Source organism: Halegenticoccus soli (genome assembly GCF_002844195.1).
GTDB classification, from domain to species: domain Archaea; phylum Halobacteriota; class Halobacteria; order Halobacteriales; family Haloferacaceae; genus Halegenticoccus; species Halegenticoccus soli.
In genome coordinates, this window is record NZ_PEND01000009.1 from 82,316 (window position 1) to 102,442 (window position 20,127).

Here is a 20,127-nt window from a genome sequence, read left to right on the forward strand (position 1 = left end):
GAATCGGCGTGCGGGACCGTCCGATAGGAGGGTCTGGGTAGTCGATTTCGAAGGGATTCCGCCGTGGCCACGTGGCCAACACGTTTGGCCGCAATCACTCTACCAACACGTTTGGCCGCAATCACTCTACCAACACGTTTGGCCACAGTCACTCTAGCCGGAACTCGAACCCCCACGTCCCGACGTCTCCGAGTTCCTCCTCGATCCGATACGTGCTGGCCTTTGGACATCCCCCGGACAGTTCACCATCGACGCCGACCACTGCGTACTCCCGCTTGCGACGCTGGCCGGGGTCGAGGGTCGTATTTTTGATTCCGTCGGCGCCGACGAACTGGTCGACCCGGGCACACCCGCTGTCGGTCTCCATCAGTTGATTCCGGATTTCCTCGTCCAGACCGACCACGAGGGTTCCGGTTTCGGTGTGTACACCCTGTGGGAGCGGCAGGTCGCCGGTCTGTCCAGTGTACGACCAACTCACGCTCTCGTTGCCCGTGTTTTCGACCGCGATCTCAAGATTCGGTATCGCGGTGGCACCCAACCGACTGCCGGTGACGCTTACGTCGTAGTTCACTGGTCCCGGACCCGCGTCCGCGGAGACGATCGAGAACTCCATTTGTGTCGATTCGCCGGCTCCGCCCGTGCTTCCGTTTCCTCCGGCGTTGGTTCCTCCGCTATTCAGCTCCCGCTGTTTGTCGATGGTGCCGATGCAACCACCCGTACTGACAACGGCTGCGCTCCCGACGCCGAGCAGAAACGTACGGCGTTTCATACGCGACCCAATGTAGCCGAGTTAGTAGCCATTCCGTTTAAACAAAGAGCGATTTCACACATGATTGCGCCGGCTCTACGCGGTAGAACGTCGCTTTCATCCCTCGTGCGGGCCTACTCACTCGGCGATCGGAGTCGACAATTTTCCTGAAGTTGTGAACCGGGAGCGTTCACGCGCTACGAAAAGCTATCGCACGTTGAAACGAAAAAGACACAAACCGGGCTACTCGCCGGTGCCGTTCAGGACGATCGTCCGGACGCCGATGATGCGCTCGTCGGATTCGAGCGTGTCGATCACGTCCTCGGGCACCTCGGTGTCGAGGTTGTAGACGGTGAGCGCCTCGCCGCCGAAGGTCTCGCGGGCGTTGAACATCCCCGCGATGTTGATGTCGTGATCCCCGAGCACCGTCCCGATGAGGCCGATGACGCCGGGTCGGTCGTAGTTGCGCGCGACGAGCATGTGCCCGTGCGGGATGGCGTCGACGCGGTAGCCGTCGATGCGGACGATGCGGGGGTCGTCGCCGGCGAAGAGCGTCCCGCAGACCGACACCGAGTCCTCGCCGTCGCCGACCGTCACCGTGACGAGGCTCTGGAAGTCCTCGGCCTGCCTGGTCTTCGTCTCGGCCACCTCGATGCCGCGCTCCTCGGCCATCTGCGGGGCGTTGACCGCGTTGACCTGCCACTCCAGGGGGGTGAACACGCCCTTGAGCGCGCTCGCGGTCACGAGGTCGACCTCCTCCGCCGCGATATCGCCCTCGTAGCGCACGTCGATCTCCGAGATGCGGCCGTCGAACACCTGCACGGCGACCTTGCCGGCCGTCTCCGCGAGGTCGATGTACGGGCGGATGCGCGGGAAGGCGCTCTCGTCCACGGACGGGGCGTTGAGGGCGTTCATCACGGGCTCCTCGCGGAACGCCGCGACGACCTGCTCGGCGATGCTCGTGGCGACGTTCTCCTGGGCGGCCGACGTGCTCGCGCCGAGGTGCGGGGTGACGACGACGTCCTCGACCCCGAGCAGGGGGTTGTCCGTGCCGATCGGTTCCTCGGCGAACACGTCGACAGCGGCCCCGTCGAGCGTGCCGTCTTCGACGGCCGCCGCGAGCGCCCCCTCGTCGACGACGCCGCCGCGGGCGCAGTTGACGAGGTAGCCGCCGCCCATCAGTTCGAGCTCCTCGGTCGAGATGAGCCCCTCCGTCTCGGGGGTGAGCGGCGTGTGGACGGTGAGGAAGTCGGCGCGTTCGAGACACTCATCGAACCCGACGAGCTCCGCGCCGAGCTGTTCGGCGCGCTCCTCGCCGATGTAGGGGTCGTAGGCGACGAGGTCCATCCCGAGCGAGCCGAGGCGCTTTGCGACCTCCTGGCCGACGCGGCCGAGCCCGACGATGCCGAGCGTCTTGCCGTTGACCTCGGTGCCGAGGTAGTCCTTCTTCGCCCACTCGCCCGCCTTGAGCCGGACGTGCGCCTGCGGGATCGAGCGCGCGGCGGCGAACGCCATCGCGACCGTGTGCTCGGCGGCGGCGCGGACGTTCCCCTCGGGGGCGTTCGCGACGATCACGCCGTGGTCGGTGGCGGCGTCGATGTCGATGTTGTCGACGCCGATGCCCGCGCGGCCGACGATGACGAGCTCCGGCGCGGCCTCGAACACCTCCCGCGTGACCTGCGTTCCGGATCGAACGATCAACGCGTTCGCGTCGGAGACGGCGTTCAACAGCGCTTCACCCTCGGCGTCGTAGGCGGTTTCGACCTCGTGGCCCGCCTCGCGTAACGTGTCGAGGCCGGCTTCCGCGATCGGGTCCGTGACGAGTACCCGCATGTGCGTAGGGACCGTCGGCCCGCGGTTAAGGGTTTCTTCGACGGCGGATAGTGCATGCCCTTCGCTAGCGCGCTTCCCTTCGCTCGGCGGCGCGCGCCCGCGGCAGGCTGACCCTGAACACCGTGCCCGTCGGCTCGTTGTCCGAGACGCGAAGCGCCCCGCCGTACCGCCGCGCGAGCGTCGCGACGAGGTGCAGGCCGAACCCGAAGAGGTCCGAGTCCGACTCGCCGGCGTTGAGTGCGGCCGAAAGTTCCTCCGGGAGGCCGGGACCGTTGTCCGCGAGACACACCGTCGCGGTGTCGTCTGTCGTCTCGGTCCACACGTCGACGCTCGGCTCGTCGACGGCGTGCTCCGCGGCGTTCAAGAGCAGCGTCTCGAAGAGCACGCCGACGCCGTCGTCGGCCACGACGGTCAGTCGCTCCGGGAGGTCGGCCGTCACCTCGACGCCGTCCCTGTCGCCAGCCTTCGACGCCTCCTCGCGGAGCACTCCGGCGAGATCGATCGGCCGCGCGCGCTCCGTCTCCCCGGTGAGGAGTCGCATCCGGCGGACCTGCCGGGCGACGGTCCGCGCCCACCGGAGGATCGTGGCCGCGTCGTCGGGGTCCGGCCGCTCGCGCAGGCGCTCGGCCCGACCGATCACCACCTGCATCGCGTTGAGCACGTTGTGTCGGAGGATTTCGTTGAGAAAGTCGAGCCGGTCCCGCTCCTCGGCGAGCGCCCGCTCGTGCTGTTTGCGGCGGGCGTCGGTCGTCCCGAGGTAGAGTCCGGCCATCGCGCCCGCCGCGAGGTACATCCCCGTCAGGCCGGCCGGGTGAACGGCGGCACCGCCCTCCGCCACGGTGACCGTGAGCACCCACAGGTTCAGAAGCTGGACGCCGGCGACGACGGCGATCGTCCGGGACGTGACCGCGACGACGAATCCGGGGGACTCCCGTCGCGCGTACTCGTACCCGGCGTACGCCACGCCGGAGAGCAGTATCAAGGGGAGCACCGCCTCCAGAAGCAGCGACAGCAGCGCGTGCGGTTCGAGGAGGAGGTGCGCGAGCGGGACGAACGAGAGGCCGACGGCCACGATCGACAGCGACCATCGCTTCAACGCCCCGGCGATCATCGATATCGACGACTGAGTCAAGTCTTTAATAATTTCCCTTCTCTGATGAAAGCCCGGAACACCACCCGCTTCTTCCCGGCCGTAAAACGGCCGATTCAGGTGGTTTCAAACCGGCGCCCGTCTACGGTACGCGCATGAAACTGGTCGCGTTCGATTTCGACGGGACGCTGTCGGACTCGGAGATGACGGTGCTGCTCGGAAAGCGCAGGGAAGCGGCGGCCGAGATGGCCGAGATCACGGAGCGGGCGATGAACGACGAGATCGGCTACGCGGAGAGCCTCCGCGAGCGCGCGCGCCTGCTCGCCGGGCTGGAGGTGGAAGCGGCCGAGGAGGCCTACGACGAGGTCGAACTCCGCCCCGGCGCCGCCGATCTCATCGCCCGGCTGAACGACTACGGCCACCACACCGCGATCCTGACGGGCGGATTCGAGCGCGGCGTCCGGCGCGCGCTGGAGAAGGAGGGCGCGTCGGTCGACACGATCGTCGCGAACCGCCTGCCCGTCGAGGGGGGTCGACTCACCGGCGAGGTCGAGGGGCCGCTCGTCGAGGGGACGAAGGACCGCGAGCTGGAGCGACTCGCGGCCGACCTCGGCGTGAAGATGGAGCGCACGATCGCCGTCGGCGACGGCGCGAACGACCTGCCGATGCTCGAAGTCGCCGGGTTCGCCGTCGGCTTCGTCCCGAAGGACGCGGTTCGGCCGGTCTGCGACGCCGTCGTCGAGTCGATGCGCGGGCTCGGCGAACTGTTCGAGGAACGCGGCGTGCTCCGACCGAAATAATCCGCGACGGGGACGAACCGGGTACCCCTCGTACCCCTCCGATTTCGTCCCTCGTTCGGAACGGCTTTGTCGACAGAACGATCACATTCCCTCAATGAAACTATTCGGGTCAAGCGGCACTCGCGGGGTGGCGGGCGAGCAGCTCACCCCGGAGTTCGTCCTCCGCGTCGCGAAAGCCGCGGGGACGGTCTGGGACGCGGACCGGGCTGTCGTCGCGCGCGACACCCGGACCACCGGAGAGATGTTCACGAACGCGGCGGCGAGCGGGCTCGCGAGCGTCGGCGTGGACGTCGAACGGCTGGGAGTCGTCCCCACTCCCGGCGTCGTCCGGTACTGCGAGGTCGAGGGCGTTCCCGCGGTCCACATCACCGCCTCGCACAACCCTCCGGAGTACAACGGCGTCAAGCTCGTCGGCGCCGACGGCATCGAACTGCCGGTCCACAGGCTCGAACGCATCGAGGAGCGCATCCTCGCGGAGGACTTCGACATCGCGCCGTGGGACGCGGTCGGCTCGACGACCCGGATCGACTCGGCGAACCGGGACTACCTCGACGGGATGCTCGCGGCGGTCGACCGCGGGCGGATCGCCGACGCGGACCTGACCGTCGCGCTCGACCCCGGCCACGGCGCCGGCGCGCTCACGAGCCCGACGTTCTTCCGCGAACTCGGCTGCAAGGTCGTGACGATCAACGCCCAGCCCGACGGCCACTTCCCCGGCCGCGAGCCGGAGCCCGTTCCGAAGAACCTCGACGACCTCGGCCGACTCGTCCGCGCGGCCGACGCGGACGTGGGAATCGCCCACGACGGCGACGCCGACCGGGCCATCTTCTTCGACGAGCGCGGCGAGTACGTCGAGGGAGACACCTCGCTGGCCGCGCTGGCCGCGGCGGAACTCGACGCGGGCGACACGACCGTCGCGGCGGTGAACGTCTCCCAGCGGCTCGTCGACGTCGTCGACGCGGTCGGCGCCGACCTCGAACTGACGCCGATCGGCGCGACCAACATCATCACGCGGATCAAGGAGCTGTGGGCCGACGGCGCGTCCGTCCCGATCGCCGGCGAGGGCAACGGGGGCGTCTTCTTCCCGAACTACCGGCTCGTCCGTGACGGGGCGTTCATCGGCGCGAAGTTCCTCGAACTGGTCGCAGAGCGCCCCGTGAGCGAGATCGTCGCCCCGTACGCCGACTACCACAACGTCCGCGTGAACCTCACCTACCGGACGGAGCGGGAACTCGACGCGATGCTCGACGCCGCCGAGGAGTACGCCCGCTCGGCCGACGCCGAGCCGAACACGACCGACGGGTACCGGCTCGATTACGGCGACGCGTGGGTCCTCGTCCGACCCAGCGGCACCGAACCGAAGGTCCGCATCTACGCCGAGGCTCGGGAGGCCGACCGGGCGCGGGAGCTCGCGGACGCGGTTCGGGGGGCGCTCGAAGCCGGACTCGGAGGCGTCTGACCGTCGGAAGCTACCGCCCGACCGCCCGACCGCCCTCCTTCTCCAGCGCCTCGCGGAGCGCCGCCCGCTCCTCGCGGAGCACCTCCGCCTCCCGCTCGATCTCGCCCGCGGCGAGCCGCCGCCGCTCGCTCTCGTCCAGTTCCTCGCGGGCGACGGCCGTCCGACGGAGGCGGTCGTACCGGGCCGCGTCGGCGGCCAGATCCCGCACGGAGCGCGCCTTCGCGACCGTCTCGGCCCCCGCGAACCGACCGCAGACGGCGATCAGCTCCCGCGCCCGGTAGCGGAGTTCCGCCGCCGGGGGCGGCGGCCACGACACCGAGAGCGGATCAGCGTCGAGGCGTTCGAGGTACGTCCGGTTGACCGAGACGCACCGCTTGAGCGCGGCCGGGTCGTCGACGTAGTGGTCGAGCTTCGAGTTCGAGTAGTCCGCGTACGAGAGCAGCGTCGGCACCGGCCGCTCGCCCGCGGGGTTCGAGGCGACGTACTCGAGGAGGTCGGCCGGCGGCCGGTCGTACCCGACGAGCGGGTAGTCGCCGGTCGATTCGACGAATCCGAGCAGGTCGCGGGCGCTCGCCTCGCGCTTGAACGCCTCGAACTCGTCCCGGACCGCGCGGTTGTACGCTCGGATCGGCTCGCAGAGCTCCTCGACGGGCGCGTCGAAGTCGGCGTCGCCGAGCCGCCGGACCCGCTTCAGCCGGGACAGTCGGTCGTTCAGCGCGTCGACGCGCTCCTCGACGGCGTGCCGGGCTCGGTCGCGCCGATCGCGAGCCTCCGCGCGGTCGTCGAGCAGCGCCGCAATCTCGGCGGCGTCGGAGAGCGCCTCCCTCGCCCGGTCGAAGTCGCGCTCGCGCAGTCGGCGGCGGTCCACCGCCTCTGTCGCCCCCTCGAAGGCGTCCCGCGCCGGCAGCTCGTCCGGAAGCCCCTCGACGAGCTCGACGAACGACTCCTGAAACTCGAGGTACGCCCCGAAGTCGCCGGTTCCGGTCGCGGGCCCCTCGTACCGCCGGAGCAGACCGAGCGCCTCCTCGTGAGCCTCGGCGACCGCCTCCACGCGCCGCTCGCCGATCTCCTCGATCTCGCTCCGGATCGCTCGGAGGTCCTCGCGGGCGGCCGCGAGGTCGTCGATCTCGGGCGCCGTCTCGCTCTCCGCGCCGCCGATCGCCCCGGTCATCGGTCGGCTACTCGTACACCTCGTCCGGGTCGAACACGCGCTCGCCCACGTCCTCGCCGTCGATCGTTCTGTAAAAACAGGAGCGCCGGCCGGTGTGGCAGGCCCCGCCCTCCTGGTCGACGACGTACAGCAGCGCGTCGGCGTCGCAGTCGACCCTGATCTCCCGGACGGCCTGGACGTGGCCGCTCGTCGCCCCCTTCTCCCAGAGCTCGTCGCGGCTGCGGGAGTAGTAGTGCGCGCGGCCCGTTTCGCGCGTCCGCTCCAACGCCTCGGGGGAGACGTACGCGAGCATCAGCACCTCGCCGGAGTCGGCGTCCTGTGCGACGGCGGGGACCAGTCCGTCGTCGCCGAAATCGACGTCCACTGTCATGCGTGTGCGAAAGCGACTCGCCCGGATATGCTTTGTGACCGTCGCGCGACGTTCGCCTCTCACACCATCCCGAGCGCCGAGAGCGCCCCGAACAGCAGGTCGCCGTAAGTGAACGCGAGCAGGAGGCCGAGGAACATCGGGACGACGAACGGCAGCCCCGGCGAGACCCAGATCTCGCGCCGCGCCGCGACGACTTCGAGCCCCTCGCGGAGCGTCTCGGGGGTCGTGCCGTAGGCCGTCCCGTCGATCGACGCGAGGAACGCCTCCGCGCCCCAGGGGTCGTCGGCGTCGGCGATCGGATCTCCGCCGGCCGCCTCGCCTTCGTCGCCCGGCCCGCTCCCGCCGCCGGTTTCGATCCTCCCGTCCCCGTCGTCGGCCGTCCGGACGCGCGCCTCGCCCCCGTCGGACCGCGCGGCGTGAACGGCCCCGTCGGTCGGATCGTACGTCCGGGTGATGCTCCCCGGGTCGCGGTGGCCGGTCGGATCGGCTCGCACCGCCGCGAGCGTCGAGCCGCGCCAGCGGAGGTACATCCGCAGGGCGTCGAGGTCGAGTCCGCGGCGGGTGAACCCCTCGCGCGTCTCGAACAGGCGACCGTGGGCCGTCGGGAGCGCCGCCGCCGGCAGGCGGCGGGCGAGAAACATCGCCGGGCCGACGTCGCGGGAGAGCGCGTTGCGGAGCGTGAGCGCGACCGGATACGCCAGCCCGACGAGCACGGTGTTCGAGAGGACGGTCAGCGAAAAGACGCCGAGGGTCGTTTCGACGAGCGGCAGCGCCGTCGTTTCCAGGTAGTACGTGGGGTACGTCGGGAGCAGGACGGCGAGGGTCATGAGCGCTTTCGCGTCCGCGCCGCCGAAGCCGCCGAGCCGCCAGAAGGCGTAGCTGAGCGGGACGACGAGGCCGACGCTGACGACGACCCGGATCAGAAACAGCCGGTCCGCGACCGCCGCGAACGGCGCGCGGAGCCACAGCTCCCAGCCGAGGAGTGCGACGCCGAGGCCGACGAGCGGGTACCACAGCCGGTTCGGGAGCCGCCGCGTCCGGTGGTCGCGCCAGGCGGCCCACGCGAACGCCGGCACGACGACCAGCCGGAGCAGGTCGGGGACGGAACCGAGCACGACTCACCGCCCGGCGCGAGAGAAATTAGGTGTTTTGTTCTCCTTCCGATACGTTCTGCGGATCCGGACTATCCGACGATGGCGTTGGGGAAGACGGTCGAAAGCGCGAGGACCGTGAGCAGTCCCATCACCGAGATGATAGTCGTGAGCGCCGTCCACGTCTTGAGCGTCTCGACCTGCGTCAGGCCGCCGATCTCCTTGACGAGCCAGAAGCCGCTGTCGTTGTACCACGAGCAGATGTTGCCGCCCGCGCCGATCGCCATCACGAGGTAGGCGGGGTGCACCGAGAGCGAGGCGACGAGGCCCGACCCCGCCATGATACCCGCCGTCGTCAGCATGGCGACCGTCGCCGATCCCTGCGCGATGCGAACCGCGGCGGCGATGAGCCACGCGGTGACGAGCAGCCCGATGCCGAGGCCTTCGAGCGCGCCGGCGATGTAGTCGCCGATGCCCGCCTCGGCGAGCATCGCGCCGAACGCGCCGCCCGCGGCGGTGATCGCGGCGATGTTGCCGCCGGACTTCAGCGCCTCGGTGAGTTCGTCGGCCCACGCCTCGTCCGAGAGCGCCCGCATCCGCCGGTAGGTGAGGGCGGCCGCCATGGCGGCCGCCGTGAGCGCGACGTTGGGGTCGCCGATGAACGACGTGACGGTGCCGATCGCCGCGCCCTCGGGGAGGAACGTGTCGACGGCCGTGTTCGACGCGACGAGGGCGACCGCGAGCAGGATGGGGAGCGACGCCTCGAACATCCCCGGAAGCTCGGAGGTCGACTTCTCGGAGATCTCTTCGAGCTCCTCGCCGCTCGTGTCCATCGAGTCGCGCAGCGGGATGTCGAGCCGGCTGTTGATCCAGTGGCCGTAGGCGAGCCCGGCCACCGCCGCCGAGGGGATGGCGACGACCAACCCGACGAGAATCGTCATCCCGAGCCCGACGCCGATCTCGCTGGCGACGGCCAGCGGACCCGGTGTCGGCGGGACGAACACGTGCGTGGTGGCCGCGCCCGCGCCGACCGCGACGATGAACAGGGTGTAATCCCGTCCGACCCGCGCGCGCATCGACCGCGCGAGCGGCGCGAGGAGGTAAAACACGTTGTCGAAGAATACCGGAATCGCCAGGAACGAACTGCTCCCCCACAGGGCGATTTCGGAGTTGTCGCGCCCGAGGACGGACCTGAAGCCGCGGACGATCCGCTCTGCGGCTCCACTCGACATCATCGACTTCCCGATCACCGCGGCCATCAGGATGGGGATACCGATGCCGGCCATCCCTTCGCCGAACGCCTCGGCGAGCGTGGACGCGACCTCCGGCGGCGCGAGCTGCGGCGCGACGAGGCCGACGACGAGCGCCGCGATGACCAGTCCGATGAACGCTGGTAGATCCCAGTACACCAGGAGCAGTATGACCGCGACGAGTCCCACGACGAACGCGAGCAGCGGACTGTGCGTATCGAGCAGTCCGCCCTGGAGGATCGCCGTCGGTGCGTGCACGTCTGTCATTGTCATCCTACGTGGATCTACTAACGCCGACACTTATAATTTGGTAAATCGTTATATAGAATATAACAAAAGTATATTAAAATTTTGTAAACGGCGAACGAGTGACTCCGATCCCGCGGGTTCGGCGGTGGACAGTCGGAATCCGATAAAAACCGGGACGAGGCGAAGCTTCGGAGCTTAGATGACGCGGTTCTGCAGGTAGTCGAGGTGCTTCGCGTTGTAGACGATCTTGACCTCGTCGGCCGCCGGGCTGCCGATGCAGGTGAGACGGACGTTCTTCTCGTTGACCTCCTCGTCGGAGAGGATCTGCTGCATGTCCATCTCGATCTCGCCCTCCTTCAGGATGGCCGCGCAGTTCGCGCAGGCGCCGGCCCGGCAAGAAAAGGGCCAGTCGTAGCCCTGCGCCTCCGCTGCTTCGAGGATGTACTCGCCCTCGTTCACGTCGAGCGAACCGTAATCCTCGTCGTCCAGACCCGCGTCGGCAGCCTGATCGAAGAGGTCGTCGTCGTCGAGATCCCAACCCTGGTCGTCGAGTACTTCGTAATTGAGGTATTCTACCGTGGGCATCAGCATGCGGTTCGGGGGCCACCCCATTAGACTTTGCTGTTCACGCGGGACGACGCGTCCCGTCGACACCGTCTATCGCCGCGCCGCTCGCGCGCGAGCGGGGTTCGATGTTCGCCGCGCGGACTGGTCCGATTAGATCGGGGTCAGGCTGAACAGGAGATACGAGGTGATCGCCGACAGCGAGGGCGTCAGGATCCAGAAGAAGATGACCCGCCCGGTCGTCCCCGGATCGAACAGGTCGTTCGCGAGGAGGTCCCGCTCTTCCTCCCCCACGGGCCTCACCTCGTCCGTCTCCGCCGTCAGCGCGTTCACCGAGACCTCGGGCTCCTTCCCCCGCACCGCGTCGCCGAGGGTGACGGTTCTCGTCGCCCGGCCCCAGCCGAGGCCGACGATGCACATGGTCGCGCTAACCGCGAGGCTGGCGGGGATGCCGATGTACGAGAGGAAGGTGATGAGGCTCGCGCTCACCACCTCGACGATGAGCGCCGCGAGGATCGGCAGGTCCGTGAGGTCGTTGCCGACGGTGTCGAGCGTGCGCCGGGCGATGGTGAACGCGCCGACCCCGATGGCGGCCGCCGCGAGCAGCACCCCCGCCTCCACGCTGAGCGCGCCGTTGCCGACGAGCGGCGCGACCGCGTTCGCCACGTTCGACGCGCCCGCAGAAAACGCCATGTAACACCCGATTCCCACCACCAGGAGCGTCCCGCCGAACTCCCGCGGCGTCGTCTCCGGTCCCAGCCGGGGGTGGGGGTTGAACTGGACGAGCGGGCCCCGCGTGCGGTCGATGGCGAACCGCGCGTCGAGGTACGGGTAGACGTACCGACCGATCACCGCGCAGATCCAGAACGCGAGGATGGGGGCAACGATCCACCACGAGACGATCCTGAGCATGACGCCCTCGTCGAGCGTCCCGGTCGCGACGCCGAGGCCGGCGATGGCGCCGACGGCGGTCATCGACGTGGAGGCTGGCACCCCGAACACGTTCGAGACGAGGAGTGCGAGGCCGACGAAAAAGAGCACGCCGACGCTCGCCGCGAGCGTGAACTGGTCCTTCGGGACGATCTCGCCCCCCATCGTTCGGATGACGTTCCGGCCGACGGTCCACCCGCCGAGCAGGGCGAATCCAGTCATCAGCGCCGCCGCGGCGAGCTTCGAGAGGGTGTCGCTGCCGACGGCGGGGCCGAACGCGACGCCGGTCGACGAGCCGCCGATGTTGAACCCGACGAAGATAGCGACGAGCAACCCGAGCGCGAGCAGAATCGAAAACACGTCCGTTACTCGCGGTCGGCGGCCCTTATTTTGTTCCATCTTCACCGACGTATTCCCCCCGTCGTCGCGGGTGTCCCGTCTCGAACGCCCTCACTCTGAGGACGTCCGCCTCGCCCGCCAGTTCGAGGGGCGGCCGAATCGGCGCTTCGACCTGGATCGCACCTTCGGTCGGATCACGCGGGGGGAGTGTACCGGAACACGAGGTACGCTACGACGGTCGCGATGACTGGGACGAGGTTCTGGAGCACGATCACGCGGGCGGTCGTCGCCGGACGGTAGAGCTCGGCCGCCGTCTGCGGTTCGGCCTCGTCCGTTCCGGTTTCCTCGATGGGCGTCGCGGCGATCTCCGCGTCCGCCGCCGAGTCGGCGTCGAGCGGGTCGAACGGGTCCTCGGCGATCGTCGCCCGGCCCCAGCCGAGGCCGACGATGCTCATCGTCGCGATGACGACGAAGCTCGCCGGGATGCCGAGCGCCGACAGGACCGTCACCAGGGAGGCGCTCACCGTGGCGATCACGAGCGCGGCGACGAGGGGAAGCTCGGTCAGGTCGTTGCCCATCGTCTCCAGCGTGCGGCGGGCGATGGTGAACGCCCCGAGGCCCATCGCGCCGGCGGCGAGCAGAATGCCCTGGTTCATCGTGACCGCGCCGTTGCCGACGAGCGGCGCGACCGCGTTCGCCACGTTCGACGCGCCGGCGCTGAATCCCATGTAACAGGCGATCCCGATCACCAGGAGCGTCCCGCCGAACTCCCGCGGCGTCGTCTCCGGCCCCAGCCGCGGGAGGGGATCGAACTCGACGAGCGGCCCCTCGCTCCGGCTGACGGCGATGCGCTCGGCCAGCCAGTCGTAGCCGTACCGGCCGACCACCGCGCTGACCCAGAAGCCGATCACGGGCGAGACGAGCCACCACGAGACGATCTCCATGATGACGCCCGTGTTCAGCCGCCCCGTCGCCAGCCCGAGGCCGGCGATGGCGCCGACGGCGGTCATCGACGTGGAGGCTGGCACCCCGAACACGTTCGAGACGAACAGCGCGGCCCCGATGAAGAACAGGACCGCGATGGTGGCGGCGAGCGTGAACGGATCGCCGCTCACGAGCTCCGAACCGAGCGTGTCGACGACCCGCCGCCCGACCGTCCAGCCGCCGAGCAGGGCGAAGCCCGACATCAGGACGCCCGCTCCGAGCTTCGAGACGGCGCCGCTACCGACGGCGGGGCCGAACGCGACGCCCGTGTTGGAGCCGCCGATGTTGAACCCGACGAAGACGGCGACGCCGAGGCCGACGGCGAGGAGGATTTCGTTCACTGTCTGTGAGTGTTCGCGCCTTCGTATAAGAGAATTCGGCCGTCGGGCTGCCGATGCAGGTGAGACTGCCGGACACGATGAGACTGCCGGACACGAGCGCGGGCGGCCGCCCCTCGCCGAGTTCGCCGGGCCGCGGTGGCCATCGGATTCAGCGATTCAGGGTGTGAATCGCCTCTCCCCGCGCGTTCTCGGCGGCCTCCATCACCGCCTCCGCGAGCGTCGGGTGGGTGTGGATCGTCGCGGCCACGTCTTCGAGCGTCGCGCCCATCTCGATGGCGAGCGCGACCTCGGCGACGAGTTCGGAGGCCTCGGGGCCGACGATCTGCGCGCCGAGCAGGAACCCGGCGTCGTCGTCCGCGACGACGCGGACGAATCCCTCCGTGTGGTTCGTCGTCAGCGCGCGCCCGCTGGCGTTGAACGGCATCTGGCCGACGACCGGGTTGAAGCCCGCCTCCTCGGCCTCCGCCTCGGTCATGCCGACGGTGCCGATCTCGGGATCCGTGAACACCGCCGCGGGGACGGCCTGGTAGTCCAGCGCCGCCGGTTCGCCCGCGATGACCTCCGCGGCGACGATGCCCTCCTTCGAGGCTTTGTGCGCCAGCATCGGCTCGCCCGCCACGTCCCCGACGGCGAAGATGTGCTCCTTCTCCGTCCGGGCGCGGTCGTCCGTTTCGAGGAACCCGCCCTCGTTCGGCTCCAGCCCCGCGTTCTCCAGTTCGAGCGTGTCGGTGACCGGCTGCCGGCCGACGGCGACGAGCACCCTGTCCGCCGGGTAGACCGACTCCTCGCCGTCCTCGTCCTCGGTGACGACCTGCACGCCGCCGTCGCCCGCCTCGCGCCACTCCTTCGCCGCCTCGCCGAAGTTGAACTCGATGCCGAGGTTCTTCGCCTTCCGCTTCACGACGCGGGTGACGTCGTCCTCGTAGCCCGGCAGCGCGTCGTCGAGCATCTCGACGACCGTCACGTCCGCGCCGAGCTTCGCGAAGACGGTCGACAGTTCCATCCCGATGTAGCCCGCGCCGACGACGACGAGGCGGTCGGGGATCGCGTCCAGCTCCAGCGCCTCCTTCGAGCCGATGATCGGCTCGTCCGCGTAGTCGAAGTTGGGGATCTGGACCGTCCGGCTCCCGGTCGCGATGATGCAGTGTTCGAACTCGATCGTCTCCGACCCCTGCCCGTCGCCGCCGTGGGCGACGCGGACGCGATTTTCGTCCGCGAACGTCGCGGTCCCCTCGACGAGGTTCACGCCGTTAGCCTTGCAGAGCTTCTCGACGCCGCCCGTCAGCCGGTCGACGACGCCGTTTTTCCACTCCAGCATCCCCGACATGTCGACGGCGGGGTCGGCGTGGATCCCCATCTCCTCGGCGTGGCCCGCCTCGTAGGCGAGGTTCGCGGCCGTGATGTACGCCTTCGACGGGATGCACCCGCGGTTCAGACAGACGCCGCCGTAGGCGTCCTTCTCGACGAGCGTGGTGTCCAGCCCGCGCTGTGCGGCGCGGATGGCGGCGACGTAGCCGCCCGGCCCCGCGCCGATGACCAGTACCTCCGTTCCGGTTGAGATGTCTCCGACGACCATTATTCGAGCAGCAGCAGCTTCGGGTTCCGCAGATGTTCCATCACGCGGTTCGTGAACGCGGCGGCGTTCGCGCCGTCGATGACGCGGTGGTCGATCGACAGCGACATCGGTAGCGTCTCGCGGGCGACGACGACGTCGCTCACGGTTTCACCGTTCGCGTCACGAGATTCCTCCGAAATCTCGCGTTCTTCCACGACGGGACGCTTCTCGATCGCGCCGAGACCCATGATCGCCGTCTCGGGGTAGTTGATGATCGGCGTGGCGTACTCGCCGCCGATCGCGCCGAAGTTCGTGATCGTGAACGTCCCGCCCTGCATCTCCTCGCGGGTGACCTTCCGCTCGCGGGCGCGGGAGGCGAGGTCGTTCACCTCGCGGGCCAGCTGGAGGACGGACTTCTTGTCCACGTCCCGCACGACCGGCACCATCAGCCCGGCGTCGGTCGCCACGGCGATGCCGATGTTGTAGTACTTCTTGAGCACGACCGCCGCCTCGTCCCCGCTCTCCTCGTCGAGCGTCGAGTTGAGCTCCGGGAACTCCTTCAGCGCCGCGACGAGCGCCTTCATCACGAACGGCATGTACGTGAGCTTCACGCCGCGCTCAGCGGCGAGCTCCTTGAACTCGTCGCGCAGCTCGACCAGCTCGTCGATGACGACCGTGTCGTGGTGCGTGACGTGCGGCGCGGTGTACTTCGACCGCTCCATCTGCTGTCCGATGGTGCGCCGGACCCCGCGGTAGGGGACGCGCTCGACCTCGCCTTCGGCCGCGGGTTCCGGCTCCGGCGCTTCGACGGCTTCGGCTGTCTCGGCCGCCGCACCCGCCTCGGCCTCGGCTTCGACCTCCGCCTCGCGGGCCGCCCGCTGGGCCTCGGCGTACTCCGCCACGGCCTCCGGCGTGACGAACGGCTGTCCGTCGCGCTCCTCGGTCGCCGGCACGTCGTTGATGTCGATGCCGCGCTCCTCGGCGAGCCGCCGGGTCGCGGGCGCGGCGAGCGTCCGATCGCGGCCGGCGGCCTCGGGCGCGGGACCGGTCGTCCCCTCGCCGTCGCGCGACTGGGCGCGCTCCGTGACGGCCGACTGGCCGCCGACGTCGACGGCCCGCGGCCCCGCAGTTTCCCCCTCGGCTCCGGCTGCGCCGCCTTCCTCCGCGGCCGCGCGGACGTCGGCGTCGGTCACCCTGCCGCCGGGGCCGCTGCCCTCGACGCCGGCGATGTCGATGCCCAGCTCCCGGGCGAGTCGCCGGGCGCTCGGAGCCGCGAAGACGCGGCCGCCGGGCGTCTCGACCTCCTCGGTCTCGGCCGTGGCGGTCTCCTCTTCGGTCTCGGCTCCTCCGCCCTCTGCGGCCCCGCCCTCTTCGGCGTCGGCCAACTCGGCCGGCTCCTCGGCTCGCTCCTGCGACTCGGCGCTCGCCGCTTCGTCCTCCTCGCCCTCCACTTCGAAGGTGATGATGACCTCGCCGACGGGAACCATCTCGCCCTCCTCGGCGCGCAACTCCTTCACCGTCCCGTTGTACGGCGAGGGGACCTCGACGAGCGCCTTGTCCGTCTCGACCTCGGCGACCGCTTGGTCTTCGGTGACCGCGTCGCCGGGCTCGACGAGCCACGAGACGAGCTCGCCCTCCGCGACGCCCTCGCCGACGTCCGGCAGTTTGAATTCCTTCGTCGCCATCGTCTAGAACTCCACCGCGTTCCGGATACCTTCTTCGACCCGCGCGACCGACGGGAGGTAGTAGTCTTCGAGCGCGTACAGCGGGAAAGGGGTGTCGAAGCCCGCGATCCGTTCGACCGGCGCTTCCTGGTACAGGAGCGCCTCCTCCTGGATGATCGAGGCGATCTCGCCGCCGAGCCCGCCGGTCTTCGGCGCTTCGTGCACGACGGCCGCCCGTCCCGTCTTCTTGAACGACTCCACGATCGTCTCGCGGTCGAGCGGCGACATCGTCCGCAGGTCGACCACCTCGCAGTCGACGCCCGCCTCCGCCAGGTTCTCCGCGGCTTCGAGCGTCGGTCGGGTCATCGCGCCCCACGTGAACACGGAGATGTCCGTCCCCTCGCGGCGAACCGCGGCCTCGCCGATCGGGACCGTGTAGTCGTCCTCGGGGACGTCGCCGCGGAAGGCGCGGTAGATCAGCTTGGGTTCGAGGAAGACGACCGGGTCGGGGTCGCGAATGGCCGAAATGAGCAGCCCCTTGGTGTCGTGGGGCGTGCTGGGGATGACGACCTTCAGCCCCGGCTCGTGGGCGAAGAACGCCTCCTTGGACTCGGAGTGGTGCTCCGGGGCCCGAATCCCGCCGCCGTAGGGCGCGCGGACGACCAGCGGGCAGGTGAACCGGCCGCGGCTCCTCGTCCGGAGGCGGGCGGCGTGGCTGACGATCTGGTCGAACGCGGGGTAGATGAACCCCATGAACTGGATCTCGGGGACCGGCTTGAGCCCGTAGGCGGCCATCCCGATCGCGGTGCCGACGATGCCCGACTCGGCCAGCGGCGTGTCGATGACGCGGTCGGGTCCGAACTCGTCGTACAGCCCCTCGGTGGCGCGGAAGACGCCGCCGTTCTTGCCGACGTCCTCGCCGAGGACGAGCACGTCCGAGTCGCGACTCATCTCGGTGTAGAGGCCGTCGCGGACCGCCTGTACCAGCGTCAGGTTCTGCGTCGTCGTCTGTTGCGTCGCCATTTTACTCCCTCAGGAATGCTTCGTCGCCGTACTGTTCTCTGAGCGCTTCGAGGGAGGCCCGCTGTTCCCGGAGGTCCTCGGGCAGCGACTCGTAGACGTGCTCGAACATCTCGCTCGGCTCGGGCCGCTCGACCGCCTCCGCCTCCCGGATCGCCTCCGCGACCTCGTCCTCGACGGACTGGCGGATGCCGTCGACGGCTTCGTCGTCGAGCCTGCCGGTGTTCCGGAGGAACTTCTCCAGCCGGGGGATCGGGTCCTTCGCCTTCCAGCGCTCGACCTCCTCGGCGTCGCGGTACACGGTCGGGTCGTCGGCGGTCGTGTGCGCGCCGAAGCGGTACTGCACGGCCTCGACGAGCGTCGGCCGGCGCTGCCCCTCCTCGGGGTTCTTCGCCTTCTCGACGGCCGCGCGGGTCACCGCGTAGACGGCCAGCGGATCCATGCCGTCGACCTGGACGCCGTCGAACCCGTACGCGATCGCCTTCTGGGCGATCGTCTCGCTCGCGGTCTGGCGCTCGCGGGGCACCGAGATCGCCCACTGGTTGTTGTTGCAGAAGAAGACGTTCGGCGTGTCGAACACCCCCGCGAAGTTCAACCCCTCGTGGAAGTCGCCCTCGCTCGTGCCGCCGTCGCCGAAGTAGCAGATGAAGGCCCTGTTCTCGCCCTTGAGCTTCGACGCCCACGCGGCCCCCGTGGCGTGGAGGATCTGCGTCGAAATCGGCACGGCGACGGGGAAGATGTTCACCCCCTCGTCCATCTTGTTCCCGTCTTCGTGTCCCATCCAGTAGAGGAGCGTCTGCTTCAGCGGCAGGCCGCGGACGACGCCCGCGCCGTGTTCGCGGTAGCTGGGGAACAGCCAGTCGTCCTCGTCGAGCGCGTAGGCGCTGCCGATCTGCGCCCCCTCCTGCCCCGACAGCGGCGGGTACGTCCCCATCCGCCCCTGCCGCTGGAGGCTCACGGCCCGCTTGTCGAAGTGGCGGGCCAGCCGCATCTGTCTGTACATCTCGACCAGCTCCCCGTCGGACAGGTCGGGGATCTCGCCGACGACCTCGCCGTCCTCGTCGAGTACCCGGACCTGGTCCCGGGGGTCGTGCTGTAGCGTGCTCACGGTCGAACCCACCTGTACATGCACAAAACGTCTCCCGCCCGAGTTATAGGGTTTTCGTAAATAATTTACTATAGTTGGAAATCTTGCCAAGGATTCGCACGAGTACGTGGCCTATCCGAACTAAATTCACGAATTTCAAAAAATAACGCGAGAAATAGGGGGATCCCCCCGACAATCCCCGAGTAGGGGGTTCATACTGAACGAATGTGAACAACTTTCGTCCCGATCGGGTCCGCGCGGCCGTCGTCTCCGGCGGCCCTGACGCCCGTCCCAGGCACGCTCGCGGCGGGCTCGGATAACGGCTCGCGCGGTCGGCGTCGCGGCCGCGCCGCTACAGCCCGGTTCGCCGGCCGCGCGTCGCGAGCCAGTACGCGCCGTACAGGAGTGCGGCCAGCACGAGCAGGCTGACGACCGCCCTGACGATCGCGGTGACGAGCCCGAGCAGGAACCCCAGGACGCTCAGGACGACGAGCAGCGCGACGAGGGCCAGGCCTCCTTTCAGGAGGGAGGTTCCGGTTGCCATGCGAGAGTATCGGGGCGGACGGACCAAGAGTGTTCGCGCGGAACGCTCTATTCGCGGCTCCTGCCGTCACCACTCACCGAGCGGTCGCTCTTGCGACCGCTCTCGCCTCCTCTACGGTTTTTCCCTCCCGAAGGAGCGCGTCGACGAACAGCTCGCCCGCCTTGTACGACGAGCGGACCATCGGTCCGGAGGCGCAGTAGAGGAAGCCCAGTTCGTCCTCGGCGACCCGCCGCCACGTCTCGAAGGCGTCCGGGTGGACGTACTCGAACACGTCCAGGTGCGACAGGGACGGCTGGAGGTACTGCCCGAGGGTGACGATGTCCACGTCCGCCTCCCGGAGGTCCGAGAGGGTCTGGTAGATCTCGTGTTCGTACTCGCCCAGGCCGAGCATCAGGCTCGTCTTCGTGTGGATGTCGGACTCGCGCTCGACCTGTTCGAGCACGCCGATCGACTGCTCGTAACCCGCCCGGCGGTCGCGCACGGGCCACTGGAGGCGCTCGACGGTTTCGACGTTGTGCGCGATCACGTCCGGCTCGGCCTCGATGATCTCCCGCACGAGGTCCTCCTCGCCCCGGAAGTCGGGGATGAGTACCTCGACGAGAACGCCGGGGTCCCGCTCTTTGATCTCCCGAATCGTCCGCGCGAAGTGGTCCGCCCCCTGGTCGGGGAGGTCGTCGCGGTCGACGGACGTGAGCACGACGTAGTCCAGGCCGATCTCCGCGACGGCCTCCGCGACGTTCGCCGGCTCCTCGGGGTCGAGCGGCTCCATCCCGCCGGTCCGCACGTCGCAGAAGTTACACCCGCGGGAGCACCGGTCGCCCATCAGCATGAACGTCGCGGTCCCCGGTCCGTTCCGCCCGCTCCAGCACTCGCCCAGGTTCGGGCAGTTGGCCTCCTCGCAGACGGTGTGGAGGTCGCGGTCGCGGAGCGTCCGCTTTATCTCCGTGAACCGCTGGCCCGACGGCGGCCGCATCTTCAGCCAGTCCGGCTTCCGCCTGGTCTGCATACGTCCACCTTCGGCCCCGGAGGCAAAAACGT

Annotated in this window: 18 protein-coding genes; 2 read left to right on the plus strand and 16 right to left on the minus strand. The window is 69.2% G+C overall.

Translation table 11 applies throughout. The annotated features are described in order from the left end of the window. Nucleotides 1-148: 148 nt before the first annotated feature. From CNO20_RS20555 to CNO20_RS20565, 3 genes are all read right to left on the minus strand, one after another. Nucleotides 149-769: a hypothetical protein gene (locus tag CNO20_RS20555; RefSeq protein WP_143423308.1), complete on the minus strand. Its 621-nt coding sequence runs from the start codon at nt 767-769 to the stop codon at nt 149-151. Nucleotides 770-991: 222 nt separating this feature from the next. Further along, nucleotides 992-2,581 carry a phosphoglycerate dehydrogenase gene (gene serA, locus CNO20_RS20560; protein WP_101298086.1) on the minus strand — a complete coding sequence of 530 codons (1,590 nt, stop codon included), beginning with the start codon at nt 2,579-2,581 and terminating at the stop codon, nt 992-994. Between the two features lie 64 nt (nt 2,582-2,645). Continuing rightward, nucleotides 2,646-3,692, minus strand: a complete 1,047-nt coding sequence (locus CNO20_RS20565; protein WP_101298087.1) for a sensor histidine kinase — start codon at nt 3,690-3,692, stop codon at nt 2,646-2,648. Between the two features lie 134 nt (nt 3,693-3,826). On the opposite strand from CNO20_RS20565, the gene serB reads away from it, so the two are divergent. Beyond that, entirely contained in the window at nt 3,827-4,471 is a 645-nt protein-coding gene (serB, locus tag CNO20_RS20570) for a phosphoserine phosphatase SerB (RefSeq protein ID WP_101298088.1), read from the plus strand. 94 nt (nt 4,472-4,565) lie between these two features. After that, entirely contained in the window at nt 4,566-5,930 is a 1,365-nt protein-coding gene (gene glmM, locus CNO20_RS20575; protein WP_101298089.1) for a phosphoglucosamine mutase, read from the plus strand. A gap of 10 nt (nt 5,931-5,940) precedes the next feature. Here glmM and CNO20_RS20580 read toward each other — a convergent pair whose 3' ends face one another. The 13 genes from CNO20_RS20580 to lipA all read right to left on the minus strand — a co-directional run bounded on the left by CNO20_RS20580 (nt 5,941) and on the right by lipA (nt 20,095). After that, the gene (locus tag CNO20_RS20580) at nt 5,941-7,101 is read right to left on the minus strand and encodes a DUF7118 family protein (protein WP_101298090.1); all 1,161 of its coding nucleotides are present in this window, start codon (nt 7,099-7,101) and stop codon (nt 5,941-5,943) included. A 7-nt stretch (nt 7,102-7,108) separates the two neighbouring features. Continuing rightward, entirely contained in the window at nt 7,109-7,471 is a 363-nt protein-coding gene (gene hisI, locus CNO20_RS20585) for a phosphoribosyl-AMP cyclohydrolase (protein WP_101298091.1), read from the minus strand. Nucleotides 7,472-7,530: 59 nt separating this feature from the next. After that, nucleotides 7,531-8,586: an A24 family peptidase gene (locus CNO20_RS20590; RefSeq protein ID WP_101298092.1), complete on the minus strand. Its 1,056-nt coding sequence runs from the start codon at nt 8,584-8,586 to the stop codon at nt 7,531-7,533. A gap of 68 nt (nt 8,587-8,654) precedes the next feature. Beyond that, nucleotides 8,655-10,079 carry a GntP family permease gene (locus CNO20_RS20595; protein WP_101298093.1) on the minus strand — a complete coding sequence of 475 codons (1,425 nt, stop codon included), beginning with the start codon at nt 10,077-10,079 and terminating at the stop codon, nt 8,655-8,657. Between the two features lie 177 nt (nt 10,080-10,256). Next, the gene (gene fer, locus CNO20_RS20600; RefSeq protein ID WP_101298094.1) at nt 10,257-10,646 is read right to left on the minus strand and encodes a ferredoxin Fer; all 390 of its coding nucleotides are present in this window, start codon (nt 10,644-10,646) and stop codon (nt 10,257-10,259) included. A gap of 132 nt (nt 10,647-10,778) precedes the next feature. Beyond that, nucleotides 10,779-11,915: an inorganic phosphate transporter gene (locus tag CNO20_RS20605; protein WP_101298095.1), complete on the minus strand. Its 1,137-nt coding sequence runs from the start codon at nt 11,913-11,915 to the stop codon at nt 10,779-10,781. A 173-nt stretch (nt 11,916-12,088) separates the two neighbouring features. After that, a complete protein-coding gene (locus CNO20_RS20610; protein WP_101298096.1) occupies nt 12,089-13,219 on the minus strand; it encodes an inorganic phosphate transporter in 1,131 nt (376 codons plus the stop codon). 148 nt (nt 13,220-13,367) lie between these two features. Further along, the gene (lpdA, locus tag CNO20_RS20615) at nt 13,368-14,795 is read right to left on the minus strand and encodes a dihydrolipoyl dehydrogenase (RefSeq protein WP_101298097.1); all 1,428 of its coding nucleotides are present in this window, start codon (nt 14,793-14,795) and stop codon (nt 13,368-13,370) included. Further along, nucleotides 14,795-16,459 (minus strand): 2-oxo acid dehydrogenase subunit E2, encoded by a 1,665-nt coding sequence (locus CNO20_RS20620; protein ID WP_101298098.1) that lies wholly within the window; start codon nt 16,457-16,459, stop codon nt 14,795-14,797. Before CNO20_RS20620 ends, lpdA begins: the two co-directional genes overlap by 1 nt. A gap of 3 nt (nt 16,460-16,462) precedes the next feature. Then, nucleotides 16,463-17,461, minus strand: coding sequence for an alpha-ketoacid dehydrogenase subunit beta (locus tag CNO20_RS20625; protein WP_101298099.1), 999 nt, complete (start codon nt 17,459-17,461; stop codon nt 16,463-16,465). A gap of 1 nt (nt 17,462) precedes the next feature. Continuing rightward, the gene (gene pdhA / locus CNO20_RS20630) at nt 17,463-18,566 is read right to left on the minus strand and encodes a pyruvate dehydrogenase (acetyl-transferring) E1 component subunit alpha (protein ID WP_101298100.1); all 1,104 of its coding nucleotides are present in this window, start codon (nt 18,564-18,566) and stop codon (nt 17,463-17,465) included. Nucleotides 18,567-18,897: 331 nt separating this feature from the next. Next, on the minus strand, nt 18,898-19,089 hold the full coding sequence (locus CNO20_RS20635) for a hypothetical protein (RefSeq protein WP_101298101.1): 192 nt from the start codon (nt 19,087-19,089) through the stop codon (nt 18,898-18,900). Nucleotides 19,090-19,162: 73 nt separating this feature from the next. Continuing rightward, nucleotides 19,163-20,095: a lipoyl synthase gene (lipA, locus tag CNO20_RS20640; RefSeq protein WP_101298102.1), complete on the minus strand. Its 933-nt coding sequence runs from the start codon at nt 20,093-20,095 to the stop codon at nt 19,163-19,165. Nucleotides 20,096-20,127: the final 32 nt, after the last annotated feature.